The sequence below is a fragment of the Streptomyces sp. WM6386 genome, assembly GCF_000972385.1.
Lineage (GTDB): Bacteria > Actinomycetota > Actinomycetes > Streptomycetales > Streptomycetaceae > Streptomyces.
Genome location: NZ_JXTE01000035.1, coordinates 1 through 15,343 on the forward strand (window position 1 = coordinate 1; position 15,343 = coordinate 15,343).

Genomic DNA, 15,343 nt, shown 5'->3' on the forward strand with positions numbered 1-15,343 from the left:
GCCTGCGCGGTGGCCACATCCCTTATCCACCCGGACGTCACCCCGAAGAACCGGTCCACGGCCACGCACGCGACAGCGACCAGCAGCGCCAGATACCCCCAGCCCGCGCCCCCGCCGACGACCCCCGTGAGGTCCAGCAGAGGCAGCGCGGCACCGGCCACCGCCCCGACCGCGGCCCCGCACCGCAGGGCCCGCGCACCCCGCCGCTTCCACACCCGGTCCGCGAGGTACCACGCGGCGGTGTCGAGCGCCCCGCGCTCCACCCACCGGTACAGCTCGTCGAGACGGAGCGCGGGCTCGCCCCAGTCCCCGAGCGGAAACGTCCGTCCCGTCAGGTCGCCCGGCCGCGGCCCGAGCGCCTCCCCACCCCGCCCGTCCTGAGGCGGACCCTCGGGCTGCATCTCCGGCTGACCCACCCGGCACTCCCTACTGATCACGGCCGATCACGCTGTGTGACGCATGGTGCTGACGCGCCGGGTCTTTCCTACCGCCCAATGGGTGGCGAAGGGACGGCTTTCACTCCTTTTCCGCCCGGAAGTGGGCCTTGATCAGGTATAGGACTCGACAACATCTCACTCGAAAGAGTGCCGGAGCGATGGCTGCGTGGAGCACGTAGGCTCATCAGAGGACAAGACACAGACCTATGAGCGGGAGCTGATCGTGATCCCCGGTGGTGGCCAGCCCAACATGCAGCAGCTGCTCCAGCAGGCCCAGAAGATGCAGCAGGACCTGGCGAACGCGCAGGAGGAACTGGCGCGGACCGAGGTCGACGGACAGGCGGGCGGCGGCCTGGTCAAGGCGACGGTCACCGGCTCCGGTGAACTCCGCGCCCTGAAGATCGACCCGAAGGCGGTGGACCCGGAGGACACCGAGACCCTCGCCGACCTGATCGTCGCGGCCGTACAGGCGGCCAACGAGAACGCCCAGGCACTCCAGCAGCAGAAGCTGGGCCCGCTGGCCCAGGGCCTGGGCGGCGGCATTCCGGGCCTGCCTTTCTAAGAAGGGCGTCCGCCAACTACCGTACGTACCCAAGGAACCCAGGAAGGGTGGCAGTCCGTTGTACGAAGGCGTGGTGCAGGACCTCATCGACGAACTGGGCCGGCTGCCCGGCGTCGGTCCCAAGAGCGCCCAGCGGATCGCCTTTCACATCCTGCAGGCGGAACCGACGGACGTACGACGGCTCGCGCAGTGCCTGATGGAGGTCAAGGCGAAGGTCCGCTTCTGCGCGATCTGCGGAAACGTGGCACAGGAAGAGCTGTGCAACATCTGCCGCGACACCCGCCGCGACCTCTCGGTCATCTGCGTGGTGGAGGAGCCGAAGGACGTGGTGGCCATCGAACGCACCCGCGAATTCAGAGGCCGCTACCACGTGCTCGGCGGAGCGATCAGCCCCATCGAGGGTGTGGGCCCGGACGACCTGCGTATACGAGAACTTCTCGCGAGGTTGGCCGACGGGACGGTCACGGAGCTGATCCTGGCCACGGACCCGAACCTGGAGGGCGAGGCCACGGCCACGTACCTCGCCCGCATGATCAAGCCCATGGGCCTCAAGGTCACCCGCCTGGCCAGCGGCCTCCCGGTGGGTGGCGACCTGGAATACGCGGACGAGGTGACCCTCGGCCGCGCCTTCGAGGGGAGACGACTCCTAGATGTCTGACGCCACACTGCACGCGACTGCCCACAACCCGGACGACTTCGCGGTCCAGATCGCGGACCAGGTGGAGAGCTTCCTGGTGGCCGTCACCGAGGTGGCAAGGGGCGACGAGCCGGACTCCGCCGTGCCCTTCCTCCTCCTGGAGGTCTCCCAGATCCTCCTGGCCGGCGGCCGCCTGGGCGCCCACGAGGACATCGTCCCCGACGAGCGCTACGAGCCCGACACGGGCCCGGACGCCGACGTGGACGACCTCCGCGAGAACCTGGCGAGGCTGCTGGACCCGATCGACGTCTACTCGGAGGTCTTCGACCCCTACGAGCCCCGCAAGGCCCCGGTCCCGGCCCGTATCTCCGACGACCTGACCGACGTCATCACCGACCTCCGCCACGGCATGGCGCACTACCGCGCGGGCCGCACCACGGAGGCCCTGTGGTGGTGGCAGTTCTCCTACTTCTCCAACTGGGGCTCGACGGCGTCCGCGACGCTGCGCGCCCTCCAGTCGGTGGTCGCGCACGTCAGGCTGAACCAGCCCCTGGAGGAACTGGACGGCCTCGACACGGACCAGGCCGTGGGCGACGAAACCCTGGAGTTCGAGGCCGGCAAGGTGATGGTGGAGGAGATCGCCGAGCCCCTGGGCATGCGCCCGGTGAAGTGACCCGGCAATTGGCAGTTCCGTCCCACGTCTGGGGGCGACCCCAGGTGGCCGGCGCCTCCGTGGGACGAATCCGCCAATCCCCGGCCTATACGCTCCACAGGCCCTTGGTTATCGCCGTGATGCCGCCTGTCAGGGCCAGTAGCAGCACCAGGCGGCGGGCCCGGTGCTCCGGGATGCGGGCGGCTAGGCCCCTGCCGATCAGGGCGCCGGTGAGCATCGCCGCGGCCACCCAGCCCCATCGCGTCCCGCTCAGTTCCGGCAGTCCGTTCGCCGCCACGGAGAAGGCGTTGACGACGACGCCGTAGAACATCGCGTTCGGTACGAACTCCCGTATCGTCCAGCCCGCGTTGAGGGCGTACAGGGACACCGGCGGGCCGCCCACCCCCGCCGCCGCGTTCATGAACCCGCCCGCCGCTCCCGCCGCGACCGCACCCGGCGTGCCGCGCAGCGCCGGCACCTGCGCACCCCGCATCACCAGCAGCACGGCGACGGTGACGAGCCCGCCCATCACCAACAGCAGGACAGGCTCCGGCAGTTGACGGGTCATCCAGGCCCCCGCCGGTACCGTGCACGCCGCCGCCACGCACAGCGGCACCATCGAGCCCGGACGTACCTGACGCCAGCCACCCGCCAGCCCCACCACACTGATCGCCCCGGCCGCGCAGTTCGCGAGGACGACCCCCTCCGCCGGTCCGAGCAGCAGCACGAGCGCGGGTACGGCGACCAGGGCGAAGCCCATGCCGGTGAGCCACTGGACGGAGGAGCCGAGCAGCACGATCCCCGCGAGAAGTACGTCGGCTGTCATGGTTCGGCACCCTCTCCTCGGCAACCCGCTGCGTCCGCGTCGGTCCGGGCGCAATGATGACCGTATGACGGGGCGGTCGAGGGTGGTCATGCGGGTGGGGGCGGTTCTGGCGGATGGTGCCCTGTGAACGCGGAGGCGTCCGGGCAGCGGGGCATCGCTGCGGCGCGGTCCATTCGGCAGGCGCTCAGCGGGGACGGTTCGGTCGCGATGTACGCCGAGACGTCCTGGGCGTTGCCGCCGTAGGCGTTCGTGCTGCCGGAGTCGGCGCCCGAGCCACTGGTCAACCTGCCCGACAGGACGGCGCTGTTCGTGGGGCGCGAGCGTGAACTCGGGCTGCTGGACGAGGCGTTCACCGCGGCCGGGGGCGTCGTCGTCCAGGCGGTGCACGGTCTCGGCGGCATCGGCAAGTCGACGCTGGCCGCGCGCTGGGCGGCGGGGCACGTCGGGTCGTACAACCCGGTCTGGTGGATCACCGCGGAGACGCCCGCCGACCTCGACGCCGGGCTCGCGGAGCTGGCGGTGGCGTTGCAGCCGGCGCTGCGGGACGTGCTGTCGCGGGAAGCGTTGCGGGAGCGGGCCGTTCAGTGGCCGGCGAGGCGGGAGGGTTGGCTGCTGATCCTGGACAACGTGTCCGACCCGGCGGACGTGAAGGCGCTGCTGGGGCGGGCCACCGGTGGACGGTTCCTCATCACCACACGGCGGGCGACGGGGTGGCACAAGGTGGCTTCACCGTTGTCGCTGGATGTACTGGAGCCGGCGGAAGCGGCAGAGCTGTTCGAGCGGATCGACGGGCCGGGTGAGGATGTCGAGGCGCTGTGCGGGGAGTTGGGGTACCTGCCGCTGGCCGTGGAACAGGCGGCGGCCTACTGCGCGGAGGCGGGCATCTCGGCCGGCCGGTACCGGGAGTTGCTGGCCGCGTATCCGGAGGAGGTCTTCGCCCAGTCCGCGGAGGGGACGGACCAGACCCGTACGGTCGCCAGGGTGTGGCGGATGTCGCTGGACCGGCTGGCGGACACGCCGTTGGCCGGGCGGATTCTGGGGATCATCGCGTGGTGGGCGCCGGAGGGGATTCCGCGGGCGTATCTGGAGTCGATGGGCACTGCGGTCGAGGTGACGGAGGCGCTTCGGCGGCTGGCCGCGCACAGTCTGGTCAAGCTGCATGAGACGGCACGATCTCGGTGCATCGGCTGGTGCAGGCGGTGGCGCGGGCGGAGGCCGGCGCGGGGCATGAGGCGGCCGACGTGCTGGTCAGAAGCAGCACCGTACTCAGCGGCCTCACTGCGGACCTGCTGTGGCTCACACACATGGAGGCGATGGCCCACCGCACGGACCCGGAATCCGATGCCGAGGATGAGGCCTGGCTGTACCAAATGGGCGGACTCAGCACTCGGATGACGACAGCCGCGCGGTGGAACTGCATGTGCGGTCCGTGGCCGCCGCGGAGCATGCGCTAGGGCCCTTGCACGAGGCGACGCTCTCCATGCGCCGGGATTTGGCACCCCTCCTCACCCCGCCCGAGGTGTAGCCCCCTACACCTCGCCCTGGGGAGGCCACCCCATCGTCCGGACCCTCGCGCCACGGGATCGTTGATCTCACCAGGTCACCACCCCCGTACCGAAGGATCCGAACCCCATGAAGAGCCTCCTCTCCTCCAAGCCCGTCCTCTGGTTCCTCTTCCTCTTCAACGCCGCCGTAGCCGCGGTCGCCCCCTTCGTCGTGGACGGCACGCAGGGCGTGATGACCGCTGTGGGAATGGGTGTCGTGGCCGCAGGTGCGGGTGTCAGCCTGGTGCGGGACCGGGCCACCTCTCGGTGATCGGGACGTCACACTCCGCGAGTTGGATCACCCCTGGACGTCCCCTGTACGACGCCTGCACGGCCCCTAACCGGTGTCACGCGAGTCTGGAGTCACTTCCTCCACAGGAACCGCAGACAGAGCGGAGGAAGCAACCACCTCGCCCGCACTGGAGATGACATGACCCGTCGCCCGATAACCAAGCGTGTAGCCGTCGTCACCGCCGGTGCCCTCGTCGCCGTCGGCACCTTCGCCGCAGGCGTCGGCGTCGCCGGACCGGACAAGCAGAGCGGCAAGAAGCCCACCAAGGCGGAGATCGCCGCCCAGTTCGACGGCTGGAACAAGGCCCTGCGGACCGGCGACGCCGAGACCGTCGCCGACCGGTACGCCAAGGACGCCGTCCTGCTGCCCACCGTCTCCAACAAGGTCCGCAGCGACCGCGCCGGCATCGTCGACTACTTCGAGCACTTCCTGCTGAACAAGCCGGTCGGCAAGAAGATCGAGACGCACATCAACATCCTCGACAACAACTCCGCCCTGGACGCCGGCGTGTACAAGTTCACGCTGACCGACCCGGACACCGGCGCCAAGCGTGTCGTCGAGGCCCGCTACACCTACGAGTACGAGAAGCGGAACGGCGAGTGGAAGATCGTCAACCACCACTCTTCGGCGATGCCCGAAGGCTGACCCGTACCACCAGCCCACCCCCGGGCGCGTCCCCGAGCGTCACCGTCCCGCCGTCGTCGGTCACCAGCTGCTTGACGACGGCGAGGCCGAGCCCGGACCCGGAGCGCCCGGTCAGGCCCTGACCGCGCCAGAAGCGGTCGAAGGCGCGGGACTTCTCCGCGTCGGACATGCCCGGTCCCTGGTCGAGGACCGACAACAGGGTCTCCTCGCCCCGCGGTTCGACCCGGACGGTGATCGTGCCCCCGTCCGGTGACACCTCCAGGGCATTGGAAAGCACGTTGTCCAGCACCTGGTCCAGATGACCGGGGCTGGCCAGCACAAGCAGCCGGCCGTCGGCGGTACTCCCCCCAAGCGCGATGGTGACTCCGCGCTCGTCGGCGGCCGGCCTCCACACGTCCAGACGTTCCTCGATGATGTCCGCCAGCAGCAGCGGCTCCGCGGCCGTGACCTTCGCCTCCGCCCGCGCCAGCACCAGCAGCCCGTTGACCAGACGGCTCATCCGGACCACCTCGGCGGTCGCCTGCTCCACGTCCTCCCGTACGAACTCGTCGTCGACGCCGTCCGCGATGTTGTCAAGGGACAACCGCAACGCCGTGAGAGGGGTGCGCAGTTGATGGGAGGCGTCCGCCACGAAGATCCGCTGCGAGGCGACCAGCGTGTCGAGACGTTCCGCACCCTGGTTGAGGGTGCGCGCCAGCGTCTGGGTCTCCGGCGGGCCCGTCACGGGGGAGCGCGCGGTGAGGTCGCCGTCGCTGAACTTGCTGGCCATGGCGTTCAGTTCACGCAGGGGAGCGGTGATCCGGCGGGCGGCGAACGCGCCGATCGCCGCGGCGGCCGCGAGCACGAGCACGGCCAGCGCGGCCCGGAAGCCCCAGATGTTCCACAGCCTGGTGGTCATGCCCGAGGTCGCGTACACGATCCGCACGACCCCGACGACCGGCCCCTTGCCGCTCTCGCCGTCGGCCGTCGGCTGGTACGCGGGGACGGTGATCACCAGGTGCTTGCCCCAGATGAACTTCGAGCCCCAGTCGGTGGTGGCCTCCCCGTCCTCCAGCGCGGTGGTCAGCGCCTTGTCCCGCGCGGCGTCGGGGAGATCGGGCGCACAGGTGCGGTCGCCGCCCTTCGTGTACAGCTCGACGTCGTCGTGGTACGCCTCGGCCATCTGGTTCAGCGCGTTGCACGAGGCGCCGTCGCCGGAGCCCAGCAGCTGAGCCATGGTCTGGGCCTCGCGGAACACCGACGCCTCGGTGTCGCCCCGCAGTTGGTCGGTGAGCGTGAACGCCACCGGCACGGTGAACAGGGCGATGGCCACCGCGACGAGCAGGATGTAACTCCGGATGAGCTGGCGGTTCATGAAGCGTCACTACCGCCGTCGACGATCAGCCGGAAGCCGACCCCCCGCACCGCCTCGATCGTGATCGCGCCCGCCAGCTTCCGCCGCAGCGCCGCCACATGGACGTCCAGGGTCTTCGTCGGCCCGAACCAGTTCGCGTCCCAGACCGCCTCCATGATCTGCTCGCGCGACATCAGCGCCCCCGGCTCCTCGGTGAGGAAGGCCAGCAGGTCGTACTCCTTGGGCGCCAGCGCGACCTCCGCGCCGTCCAGGTGGACCCGGACCGCCTTGCGGTCGATCGTGAGACGGTCGCCGTAGCGGTCGGGACCGGCGGGCTCGGCGGACGACGTACGCGGCTGGGCCCGCCGCATCACCGCCCTTATCCGCGCGATGACCTCCCGGACCCCGAACGGCTTGGAGACGTAGTCGTCCGCGCCGAGTTCGAGGCCGACCACCCGGTCCGTCTCGTCGCTCCGCGCGCTGATCACGATGATCGGCACGTCCCCGCGCTCGCGCAGCGCCCTGCACACGTCGAGACCGTCGGTGTCGGGCAGCCCGAGATCGAGGAGTACGACGTCGTAGGGCTCCTCGTGCTTCAGCGCCGCCCCGCCCGTGGCGACCCAGGTCACCTCGAAGCCGTAGCGCAGCAGTCCGCGCCGGAGTGACTCGGCGACCGGTTCATCGTCTTCCACCAGCAGTACGCGCACACGGCGAACCCTAATGCTTGAAATTTAAGACGACCGCCCGCCGAGCCCCTCAACACGCGGCTACCACATGACCGGCAGCCGCTCCGGGATCCGCTTCATGAACCCCGTCCGCCACACCAGTTGCTCGACCGGCACGGCGAGAGCCAGCCGGGGCATGCGTTCCAGCAGCACCGACAGGGCGATCTCGGCGTGGCTGCGGCCCAGCGCCGTGGCGGGGCAGTAGTGCCGGCCGCCGCCGAAGGAGAGGTGCGCGGCGCTGTCGGCGCGGTCGAGGTCGACGGTGTGCGGGTCGGGGAAGGCGGCCGGGTCGAAGTTCGCGCCCTCGACCAGCACCAGCACCAGTTCGCCCGCCACCACCTGCACGTCCCCGAGGACCACATCCTCCAGCGCCAGCCTCGGCAGCCCGTCCCCGATGGACAGATTGATCCGCAGCAGCTCCTCCACGGCCGCCGGAATCCGCCCGGGGTCCGCGACCAGTTCGGCCTGGAGCCCGGGGTGCTGGATCAGCGCCAGCAGGGCCATGGTCAGGAACCCGGCGGTGGAGATGACGCCCGCCCCGAACATCGTGACGCCGACCGTCGCGAGCATCTCGTCGCTGAGGTGCGCGTAGTCGGGGTCCGTGCGCAGGGCCGCCAGCTCGGCCATCAGGCCCGTCGTCGCCGGGTCGTCCAGCCGTTCGGTCATGTACGCGATGTCGCGGTCCCAGTTGAGCCGGGCGCCCGTGACCGGACAGGCGGAGTTCATGAACGCGATGTCCAGGCTCCGCATCAGCCTCGGCGCGTCCTCCCGCGGGATGCCGAGGATCCGGCAGTGCATGCCGGCCGAGTACGGATCGGCGAAGCCGGCCCGCAGGTCGGCCGGGGCGCCCTCGCGGCCGAGACCGTCGACGAGCTGAGCGGCGTAGGACCGCATCCAGTCCACCAGCCCGGGGGACTTCGGATTGAGGGCCTTCAGTACGGCCTTCCGCAGCCCGGCGCCCGTGATGTTCCCCATGTTGTTGACGACCTCGGGCGGGATCGTCAGCGCGTACTGGCGGGGCACACCCGGCGCCGAGGTGTCCTTCAGGCTGAACCGCGGGTCTTCGAGGACCTGCTTGCACAGGTCGTACGACGACACCAGCCAGGCCTCGTCGCCGGCGATGGTGCGGACCCGGCGGACGGGGGAGGACTCGCGCAACTCCTCGACCTCCGAGGGGAGCCGGTCGCCGCGCCAGGTGAACGGGAAGTCGATGAGGGTCTCAGCGGACGTCAACGTGCACCTCCTGCGCCGGCGTGACGATCGCGTGGCCCTGGTTGCGCGAGGCGCGCAGACCCGCGCCGGGCGCGTACAGCAGCTCGGCCATCGGCAGGAGCTGGTGGTAGCAGTTCAGGGAGGACGGCACGCCCAGGATGGCCGGGGTGTCCAGGAAGAGCGGGGCCTCGGCGCAGACGTACGCCATGCAGACCTCGCGCTGGGCCTCGGTGACGCTCTCCGCCTTGCCGGCGAGGAAGGTGCCGACGAGCTGTTCGCAGGTCGTGCGGAACTCCTCGTCGGTGCCGAGGCGGGCGGTGAGGTGCTCGTGCAGGTCGCGGTACGCCGCATTGACGCGGAAGTCCGACATGGCGTGGGCCCGTAGACGGGTGCCGCCGGGGTCGACGGCCCGGACGGCGCCCAGCACCTTGGCCCGAACGCCGCGCAGGTTCTTCACCGCCTTGCGGCGCGCGTCGTCGGCCGGATAGCCGGAGGCCTCGTACATCTCGGCCACATGCAGATCGGTGTGGACGAAGTCCACCCGCTCGAAGTGGGCGAGCCCCCAGCGGGCCAGGTCCAGGACCCGGCGGGCGGAGAAGTAGCTGTTGCCGGGGGAGACGCCGATGACGGCGTGGTCGCCGGCGCTGCGGATGACCTCGCAGTGGGGGGTGAAGGGCCGTACCTCGAAGAGGTCGGTGGGGGTGACGTGCTGGATCTCTGAGACGGTCACAGTCGTCAAGGAAGGAGAGTCCTTCGCGTCGCTAGTCCCGGGGGAGCCGAGTGCTCCTGGTGTGGCGACGACGACGTGAAGTTATCGGGCGGCTACGGAGAGCGTCAACGGGTGACCTGGCCCACTTTGCCGAGTGTTCACCGTGGGGATGGGCAGGGTCGTGCTGGGCGTCCGGGTCTCACCATGTGGTTTCACGAAGGTCGATTTCGGACGCTCGTTAGACTGAGCCGACCGCAGTACATATACGTATGTGCGGATAGTGACTGACTGAGCGAGGAGCGCACGTGGGCCTTGTCGTGCAGAAGTACGGAGGCTCCTCCGTAGCCGATGCCGAGGGCATCAAGCGCGTCGCCAAGCGAATCGTGGAAGCGAAGAAGAACGGCAACCAGGTGGTTGTCGTGGTTTCCGCGATGGGCGACACGACGGACGAGCTGATCGATCTCGCCGAGCAGGTATCCCCGATGCCGGCCGGCCGTGAGTTCGACATGCTGCTGACCGCCGGAGAGCGTATCTCCATGGCCCTGCTGGCCATGGCGATCAAAAACCTGGGCCACGAGGCCCAGAGCTTCACCGGCAGCCAGGCAGGCGTCATCACCGACTCGGTCCACAACAAAGCGCGGATCATCGACGTCACGCCCGGCCGTATCCGGGAGTCCCTGGACCGGGGCAACATCGCCATCGTCGCGGGCTTCCAGGGCGTCAGCCAGGACAAGAAGGACATCACCACGCTGGGCCGCGGCGGCAGCGACACCACGGCCGTGGCACTGGCCGCCGCCCTCGACGCCGAGGTGTGCGAGATCTACACCGACGTGGACGGCGTGTTCACCGCCGACCCGCGCGTGGTGAAGAAGGCGAAGAAGATCGACTGGATCTCCTTCGAGGACATGCTGGAGCTGGCGTCGTCCGGCTCCAAGGTGCTGCTCCACCGCTGTGTGGAGTACGCCCGTCGCTACAACATCCCGATCCACGTCCGGTCCAGCTTCAGCGGACTCCAGGGCACGTGGGTCAGCAGCGAACCGATCAGGACAGGGGACAAGCCGGTGGAGCAGGCGATCATCTCCGGTGTCGCGCACGACACCTCCGAGGCCAAGGTCACGGTCGTGGGCGTGCCGGACAAGCCGGGCGAGGCCGCCACGATCTTCCGCACGATCTCCGACGCCGAGATCAACATCGACATGATCGTGCAGAACGTGTCCGCCGCCTCCACCGGTCTGACGGACATCTCCTTCACGCTGCCGAAGACCGAGGGCCGCAAGGCCATCGACGCGCTGGAGAAGAACAAGGCCGGCATCGGCTTCGACTCCCTGCGCTACGACGACCAGATCGGCAAGATCTCCCTGGTCGGCGCGGGAATGAAGACCAACCCGGGCGTCACCGCCTCCTTCTTCGAGGCGCTCTCCGACGCGGGCGTGAACATCGAGCTGATCTCGACCTCCGAGATCCGCATCTCGGTCATCACGCGCGCCGACGACGTCAACGAGGCCGTCCGCGCCGTGCACACCGCCTTCGGGCTCGACTCCGACAGCGACGAGGCCGTCGTCTACGGGGGCACGGGACGCTGATGGCCGGGACAGGGTCCGTGCGACCGACGCTCGCGGTCGTGGGAGCGACCGGAGCCGTCGGTACGGTCATGCTCCAGATCCTGTCCCAGCACGCGGACATCTGGGGCGAGATCCGTCTGATCGCCTCGCCGCGCTCGGCCGGCCGCAAGCTGGCCGTGCGCGGCCAGCAGGTCGAGGTGGTGGCCCTGACGGAGGAGGCCTTCGACGGGGTCGACGTCGCCATGTTCGACGTACCCGACGAGGTCTCCGCGCAGTGGGCGCCGATCGCCACCGCGCGCGGTGCCGTCGTCGTGGACAACTCGGGCGCCTTCCGGATGGACCCGGAGGTGCCCCTCGTCGTCCCCGAGGTCAATCCGCACGCGGCGCGGGTCAGGCCGCGCGGGATCGTCGCCAACCCCAACTGCACGACCCTGTCGATGATCGTGGCCCTCGGCGCGCTGCACGCCGAGTTCGGGCTGCGTGAGCTGGTGGTGTCCTCGTACCAGGCGGTGAGCGGCGCGGGCCGGGCCGGCGTCGAGACCCTGCGCCAGCAGCTCTCGCTGGTCGCCGGCACGGAACTGGGGACCCGTCCCGGAGACGTACGGCGGGCCGTGGGCGACAACACCGGGCCGTTCCCGGAGCCGGTCGCGCTCAATGTCGTCCCGTGGGCCGGGTCGCTGCGCGAGGACGGCTGGTCGTCGGAGGAGATGAAGGTGCGGGACGAGTCCCGCAAGATTCTCGGCCTCCCCGCACTGCCCGTCGCGGTCACCTGCGTACGGGTTCCGGTCGTCACCACGCACTCGCTGACCGTCCACGCCCGCTTCGAGGGCGAGGTCACCGTCGCCAAGGCGCGTGAGATTCTCGCCACTGCGCCGGGCGTCGTCCTGTTCGACGACCCGGCCGCCGGGGAGTTCCCGACCCCCGCCGACGTGGTCGGCACCGACCCCACGTGGGTGGGCCGGGTACGCCGGGCGCTGGACGACCCGACCGCCCTCGAACTGTTTGTTTGCGGCGACAACCTGCGCAAGGGCGCGGCCCTCAACACCGCGCAGATCGCCGAGCTGGTGGCGACCGAGTTCATGTGACGTTTCCCGGAATTCCTTCCGTGAGCCGGAAAAGCACTGGCCTGCGGACAGTCGCTTTGTAGGATCTGTGAGCGACTTGTGGTGCGGACGATGGTCCGGACCACTTGATCCGAGCCGCCTCGGCGTCCGAAAATTTGCCTCCCCGCTCTCCGCAACCGCGCGAAGGGCGGGGAGCGTCTTTGCGAACGCCCTTCAGGGGGTGCGGGGATGCTTCAAGGGGCGTGGGGACGCCCCGAATCATTCAGGACACAGGGGAAGAGCGGGTAGGCATGAGGGCGCTTGACGCACGGTCAGTAGTGCTGCCTGACACAAGACGGAAGGCGGTCTCGTGCGGCATGCGGCCGTCCGACGCAAAAGTGACGCCCGGCACGTACAACCCTTACGGGGGTAGGCGTGTCCAACTGGCGTGGCAGAGGTTCTCGATTTCACAGCGGTCTCGCGCGGTACGGCCCTCCGGCCACCGCGCCCCACGGCCGTACGACCCCGCAGGGCCGGCACGCCCGGTGGCATGCCGGTGATCGCGCCGATGCCCGCAGCGCGGCCTACCCGCATACCCAGTCAGCGTGACGGTGCCGAGGACGTGGCTGCCGCAGGCACCACCGTCGACCACCTCACCGAGACCTACCGGGCGCACTACCGCTCGTTGCTCGGTCTCGCAGCCCTTCTCCTCGACGACACCGCCTCCTGCGAGGACGTCGTCCAGGAGGCCTTCATCCGCGTCCACTCCGCGCGCAAGCGCGTCCGCGACCCGGAGAAGACGCTCGCGTATCTGCGCCAGACCGTCGTCAATCTCTCCCGCTCGGCCCTGCGCCGCCGCATCCTCGGACTCAAGCTGCTGTCCAAGCCGATGCCGGACATGGCGAGCGCCGAGGAGGGTGCGTACGACCTGCTGGAGCGCGACTCGCTCATCAAGGCGATGAAGGGACTCCAGCGCCGCCAGCGCGAGGTCCTCGTCCTGCGGTACTTCGCGGACATGACCGAGGCACAGGTCGCCGAGACGCTCGGGATATCCCTGGGCTCGGTGAAGGCGTACGGCTCCCGTGGCATCGCCGCCCTCCGGGTGGCCATGGAGGCACCGGCATGAGCGGCCCAGGAGAGCACGACGGGCGGCGCCACGCGCATGTCCCGCACGAGCCTTATGAGTGGCGCGAGCCGGGTAGTGCGGACGCGCCGCACAAGCCGAAGCAATCAACTGCTGGGAACCGAACTGTGAACCACGGCCTCGACGACCAGAGCCCCTCGGGAGGGCTCGACTCGGACGAGCTGGCACTGCGCCGCATGCTGCAGCACGCGGTCGAGGAGATCGAGCCGCGCGACGGCACGCTCGACCATCTGCGCACCGCGGTACCCGCCCGACGGGCCCGCAAGCGGCAGGCCCTGGTCGGCATGGCGGCCGCCGCGCTCTTCGTCGGTACCGCCGTCCCGGCCCTGCTGCACGTCTCGGGCGCCACCGGCTCCGACGCCGACCCCTTCAACGCCGGCCACTCCTCGCAGACCCAGGGCGGCGCGAGCCAGGGCAAGGGCCCGGACGGCGGCGAGAGCACCTCCGGCGGTTCCGCCGGCAAGGTCGAGGACAAGGACAAGGGCAGCTCGAAGGAAGACGACAAGGACAAGGGCACCGGCACCGGCACCGGGGGCAGCGACAGCTCCGGTCCCTCGGCCACCAGCACGGCGGGTGTCCCCGCGTGCACGGCCACGGACCTCGGTACACCGACCGCCAGCGTCGACCCCGCCGACTCGGCCGGCGCGGTGTACGGCACGTTCACCTTCACCAACGGCTCGACCGCGGCCTGCCTGGTCACCGGTCCGGGCACCGTGGTCCCGACCACGTCGGGCGCGGCGGACCCCACCAAGGTCGCCCCACAGCGGCATGTCTCCGGTGACGCGGCGGTCTCCCTGCCCGACCCGTCCCTCGAACTCGCCTCCCTGAGCCTGCAGCCCGGCTCCTCCTACATCGTGAGGTTCGCCTGGGTCCCCTCGGAGACCTGCCCCGTGGACAGCGGCAGCGACGGCGGCTCCACCGGCGGTCCCACCACCACACCCAGCCCCACCGAGAACTCCGGAACCACGGAGGGCACCTCCACGGGCGGTGACACCGGGACCTCCACCCAGCTGATGACGGCGGACGGCACGGTGGACGGCAGCGTGACGATCACCGGCACGGCCGAGGGCGGCGCCCCGTCGACGTCGGCGACGCTGACGAACGCATGCGCGGGCACGGTGTACTGGACGGGTGTGCTGACGCCGACGGCGTAGCACGGGCGGCGTGGAGCCGGTGCGGCAGGAGACCGGTCGGGCTCGGCGTCACACCGACGCGGGCTGATCGCCCGACGCCGGCTCCGGCTCGGGCAGCAGCCCGAGTTCGGCATCCCGCACGAACTCCACCTCGCGCCGGATCAGCCGGAACCACATGAAGACCACGAACCCGGCGAAGACGAACCACTCGCCGGTGTAACCGAGGTTCTGGAACGCCTTGAGATTCAGCCCGGTGTCCGGAGCCGCGGCCGCGGGCACCGCCTTCATCCCCGAGTCCCCGGTGTTGAGGGTGACCCAGGCGTCGTACACGTCGTACGACACGAGGTTCACCAGCGAAGCCGCGCTGATCGCCGACGTCTGCCCGGCCGGCAGCCCGCCCTGTGCACTGACCCCGTTCTCACCGGGCTGCTCGGACGCCTGCAGGGCCCCCGTGACGGTGACCTCGCCCGAGGGCGCGGCCGGAGCCTTCGCGGCGTCCGCGGTCCCCGGCAGCCATCCCCGCACCACGGGCAGTGCCTTGCCGCCGTCGGTCCGCAGCAACGTCAGCACGTAAGAGCCGGGCTTGCCGTCCAGCTCCCGCCCCGGTACCAGCAACTGCTTTCCGTACCGCCCGGTCGCGGTGGCCTGCGCCCCGGACGTCTCCTTGTCCACCGGCAGCAGGTCGGCCAGCGGCCGCGCGGCATCCCCCGCGTCGGTCGCGACCTGCGAGGTCGCCCGGTCGTGATCCGCCATCCGGTCCTCGAACCGGCTCAGCTGCCAGGACCCCATGAACACACAGAAGGGGATGGCGAGCAGCACGAAGACGTTGATCCCCCACCAACGGGGCGTCAGCAGAAACCGGTACACACCTCAACGGTACGGGGCAG

The 15,343-nt window shown here is 70.1% G+C and carries 17 protein-coding genes; 10 read left to right on the plus strand and 7 right to left on the minus strand.

All coding sequences use genetic code 11. The features are described from left to right. Positions 1-416, minus strand: a 416-nt coding sequence (locus tag TN53_RS21735; RefSeq protein WP_046260258.1) for an SLATT domain-containing protein, incomplete at its 3' end; no start/stop codon positions are given. Between the two features lie 244 nt (positions 417-660). On the opposite strand from TN53_RS21735, the gene TN53_RS21740 reads away from it, so the two are divergent. The 3 genes from TN53_RS21740 to TN53_RS21750 are packed head-to-tail and all read left to right on the plus strand — an operon-like array spanning position 661 to position 2,309. Next, a complete protein-coding gene (locus tag TN53_RS21740) occupies positions 661-999 on the plus strand; it encodes a YbaB/EbfC family nucleoid-associated protein (protein WP_046260322.1) in 339 nt (112 codons plus the stop codon). A gap of 58 nt (positions 1,000-1,057) precedes the next feature. Next, positions 1,058-1,657 (plus strand): recombination mediator RecR, encoded by a 600-nt coding sequence (recR, locus tag TN53_RS21745; protein WP_046260259.1) that lies wholly within the window; start codon positions 1,058-1,060, stop codon positions 1,655-1,657. Continuing rightward, a complete protein-coding gene (locus tag TN53_RS21750) occupies positions 1,650-2,309 on the plus strand; it encodes a DUF5063 domain-containing protein (protein ID WP_046260260.1) in 660 nt (219 codons plus the stop codon). Before recR ends, TN53_RS21750 begins: the two co-directional genes overlap by 8 nt. Positions 2,310-2,394: 85 nt before the next feature. Here the strand turns inward: TN53_RS21750 and TN53_RS21755 are convergent, their stop codons facing one another. Next, complete coding sequence (locus TN53_RS21755) at positions 2,395-3,114, minus strand: sulfite exporter TauE/SafE family protein (protein WP_046260261.1); 720 nt, start codon at positions 3,112-3,114, stop codon at positions 2,395-2,397. Positions 3,115-3,363: 249 nt separating this feature from the next. Here TN53_RS21755 and TN53_RS21760 point away from each other — a divergent pair, with 249 nt between their 5' ends. From TN53_RS21760 to TN53_RS21770, 3 genes are all read left to right on the plus strand, one after another. Beyond that, positions 3,364-4,509: an NB-ARC domain-containing protein gene (locus TN53_RS21760; RefSeq protein WP_052745275.1), complete on the plus strand. Its 1,146-nt coding sequence runs from the start codon at positions 3,364-3,366 to the stop codon at positions 4,507-4,509. Positions 4,510-4,746: 237 nt separating this feature from the next. Beyond that, entirely contained in the window at positions 4,747-4,929 is a 183-nt protein-coding gene (locus tag TN53_RS21765) for a hypothetical protein (RefSeq protein ID WP_046260262.1), read from the plus strand. Positions 4,930-5,088: 159 nt separating this feature from the next. Further along, positions 5,089-5,595, plus strand: a complete 507-nt coding sequence (locus TN53_RS21770; RefSeq protein WP_046260263.1) for an SgcJ/EcaC family oxidoreductase — start codon at positions 5,089-5,091, stop codon at positions 5,593-5,595. Here TN53_RS21770 and TN53_RS21775 read toward each other — a convergent pair. From TN53_RS21775 to TN53_RS21790, 4 genes are read right to left on the minus strand one after another with little or no spacing between them, the layout of a single operon-like run. Then, entirely contained in the window at positions 5,561-6,949 is a 1,389-nt protein-coding gene (locus TN53_RS21775; protein ID WP_046260264.1) for a sensor histidine kinase, read from the minus strand. The genes TN53_RS21770 and TN53_RS21775 overlap by 35 nt on opposite strands. Continuing rightward, positions 6,946-7,635, minus strand: coding sequence for a response regulator transcription factor (locus TN53_RS21780; protein ID WP_046260265.1), 690 nt, complete (start codon positions 7,633-7,635; stop codon positions 6,946-6,948). Before TN53_RS21780 ends, TN53_RS21775 begins: the two co-directional genes overlap by 4 nt. 60 nt (positions 7,636-7,695) lie before the next feature. Beyond that, positions 7,696-8,886: a cytochrome P450 gene (locus TN53_RS21785; RefSeq protein WP_046260266.1), complete on the minus strand. Its 1,191-nt coding sequence runs from the start codon at positions 8,884-8,886 to the stop codon at positions 7,696-7,698. After that, on the minus strand, positions 8,873-9,595 hold the full coding sequence (locus tag TN53_RS21790; protein ID WP_234441666.1) for a tRNA-dependent cyclodipeptide synthase: 723 nt from the start codon (positions 9,593-9,595) through the stop codon (positions 8,873-8,875). The genes TN53_RS21785 and TN53_RS21790 overlap by 14 nt, the downstream gene beginning before the upstream one ends. A 284-nt stretch (positions 9,596-9,879) precedes the next feature. On the opposite strand from TN53_RS21790, the gene TN53_RS21795 reads away from it, so the two are divergent. The 4 genes from TN53_RS21795 (at position 9,880) to TN53_RS21810 (ending at position 14,477) form a co-directional block, all read left to right on the plus strand. Continuing rightward, entirely contained in the window at positions 9,880-11,157 is a 1,278-nt protein-coding gene (locus tag TN53_RS21795; protein ID WP_046260267.1) for an aspartate kinase, read from the plus strand. Next, positions 11,157-12,221, plus strand: a complete 1,065-nt coding sequence (locus TN53_RS21800) for an aspartate-semialdehyde dehydrogenase (protein WP_046260268.1) — start codon at positions 11,157-11,159, stop codon at positions 12,219-12,221. The genes TN53_RS21795 and TN53_RS21800 overlap by 1 nt, the downstream gene beginning before the upstream one ends. Before the next feature lie 406 nt (positions 12,222-12,627). After that, positions 12,628-13,305 carry a SigE family RNA polymerase sigma factor gene (locus tag TN53_RS21805; RefSeq protein ID WP_095046635.1) on the plus strand — a complete coding sequence of 226 codons (678 nt, stop codon included), beginning with the start codon at positions 12,628-12,630 and terminating at the stop codon, positions 13,303-13,305. 125 nt (positions 13,306-13,430) lie between these two features. Beyond that, complete coding sequence (locus TN53_RS21810; protein ID WP_046260270.1) at positions 13,431-14,477, plus strand: hypothetical protein; 1,047 nt, start codon at positions 13,431-13,433, stop codon at positions 14,475-14,477. A gap of 48 nt (positions 14,478-14,525) precedes the next feature. Here TN53_RS21810 and TN53_RS21815 read toward each other — a convergent pair whose 3' ends face one another. Continuing rightward, a complete protein-coding gene (locus tag TN53_RS21815; RefSeq protein ID WP_046260271.1) occupies positions 14,526-15,323 on the minus strand; it encodes an SURF1 family protein in 798 nt (265 codons plus the stop codon). Between the last annotated feature and the right edge of the window lie 20 nt (positions 15,324-15,343).

Excerpts from the sequence above, each read along its gene's own strand:
- TN53_RS21750 (WP_046260260.1), top strand. The coding sequence starts at position 1,650 with ATGTCTGACGCCACACTGCACGCGACTGCCCACAACCCGGACGACTTC.
- TN53_RS21755 (WP_046260261.1), bottom strand. The coding sequence starts at position 3,114 with ATGACAGCCGACGTACTTCTCGCGGGGATCGTGCTGCTCGGCTCCTCC.
- TN53_RS21765 (WP_046260262.1), top strand. The coding sequence starts at position 4,747 with ATGAAGAGCCTCCTCTCCTCCAAGCCCGTCCTCTGGTTCCTCTTCCTC.
- TN53_RS21770 (WP_046260263.1), top strand. The coding sequence starts at position 5,089 with ATGACCCGTCGCCCGATAACCAAGCGTGTAGCCGTCGTCACCGCCGGT.
- TN53_RS21775 (WP_046260264.1), bottom strand. The coding sequence starts at position 6,949 with ATGAACCGCCAGCTCATCCGGAGTTACATCCTGCTCGTCGCGGTGGCC.
- TN53_RS21800 (WP_046260268.1), top strand. The coding sequence starts at position 11,157 with ATGGCCGGGACAGGGTCCGTGCGACCGACGCTCGCGGTCGTGGGAGCG.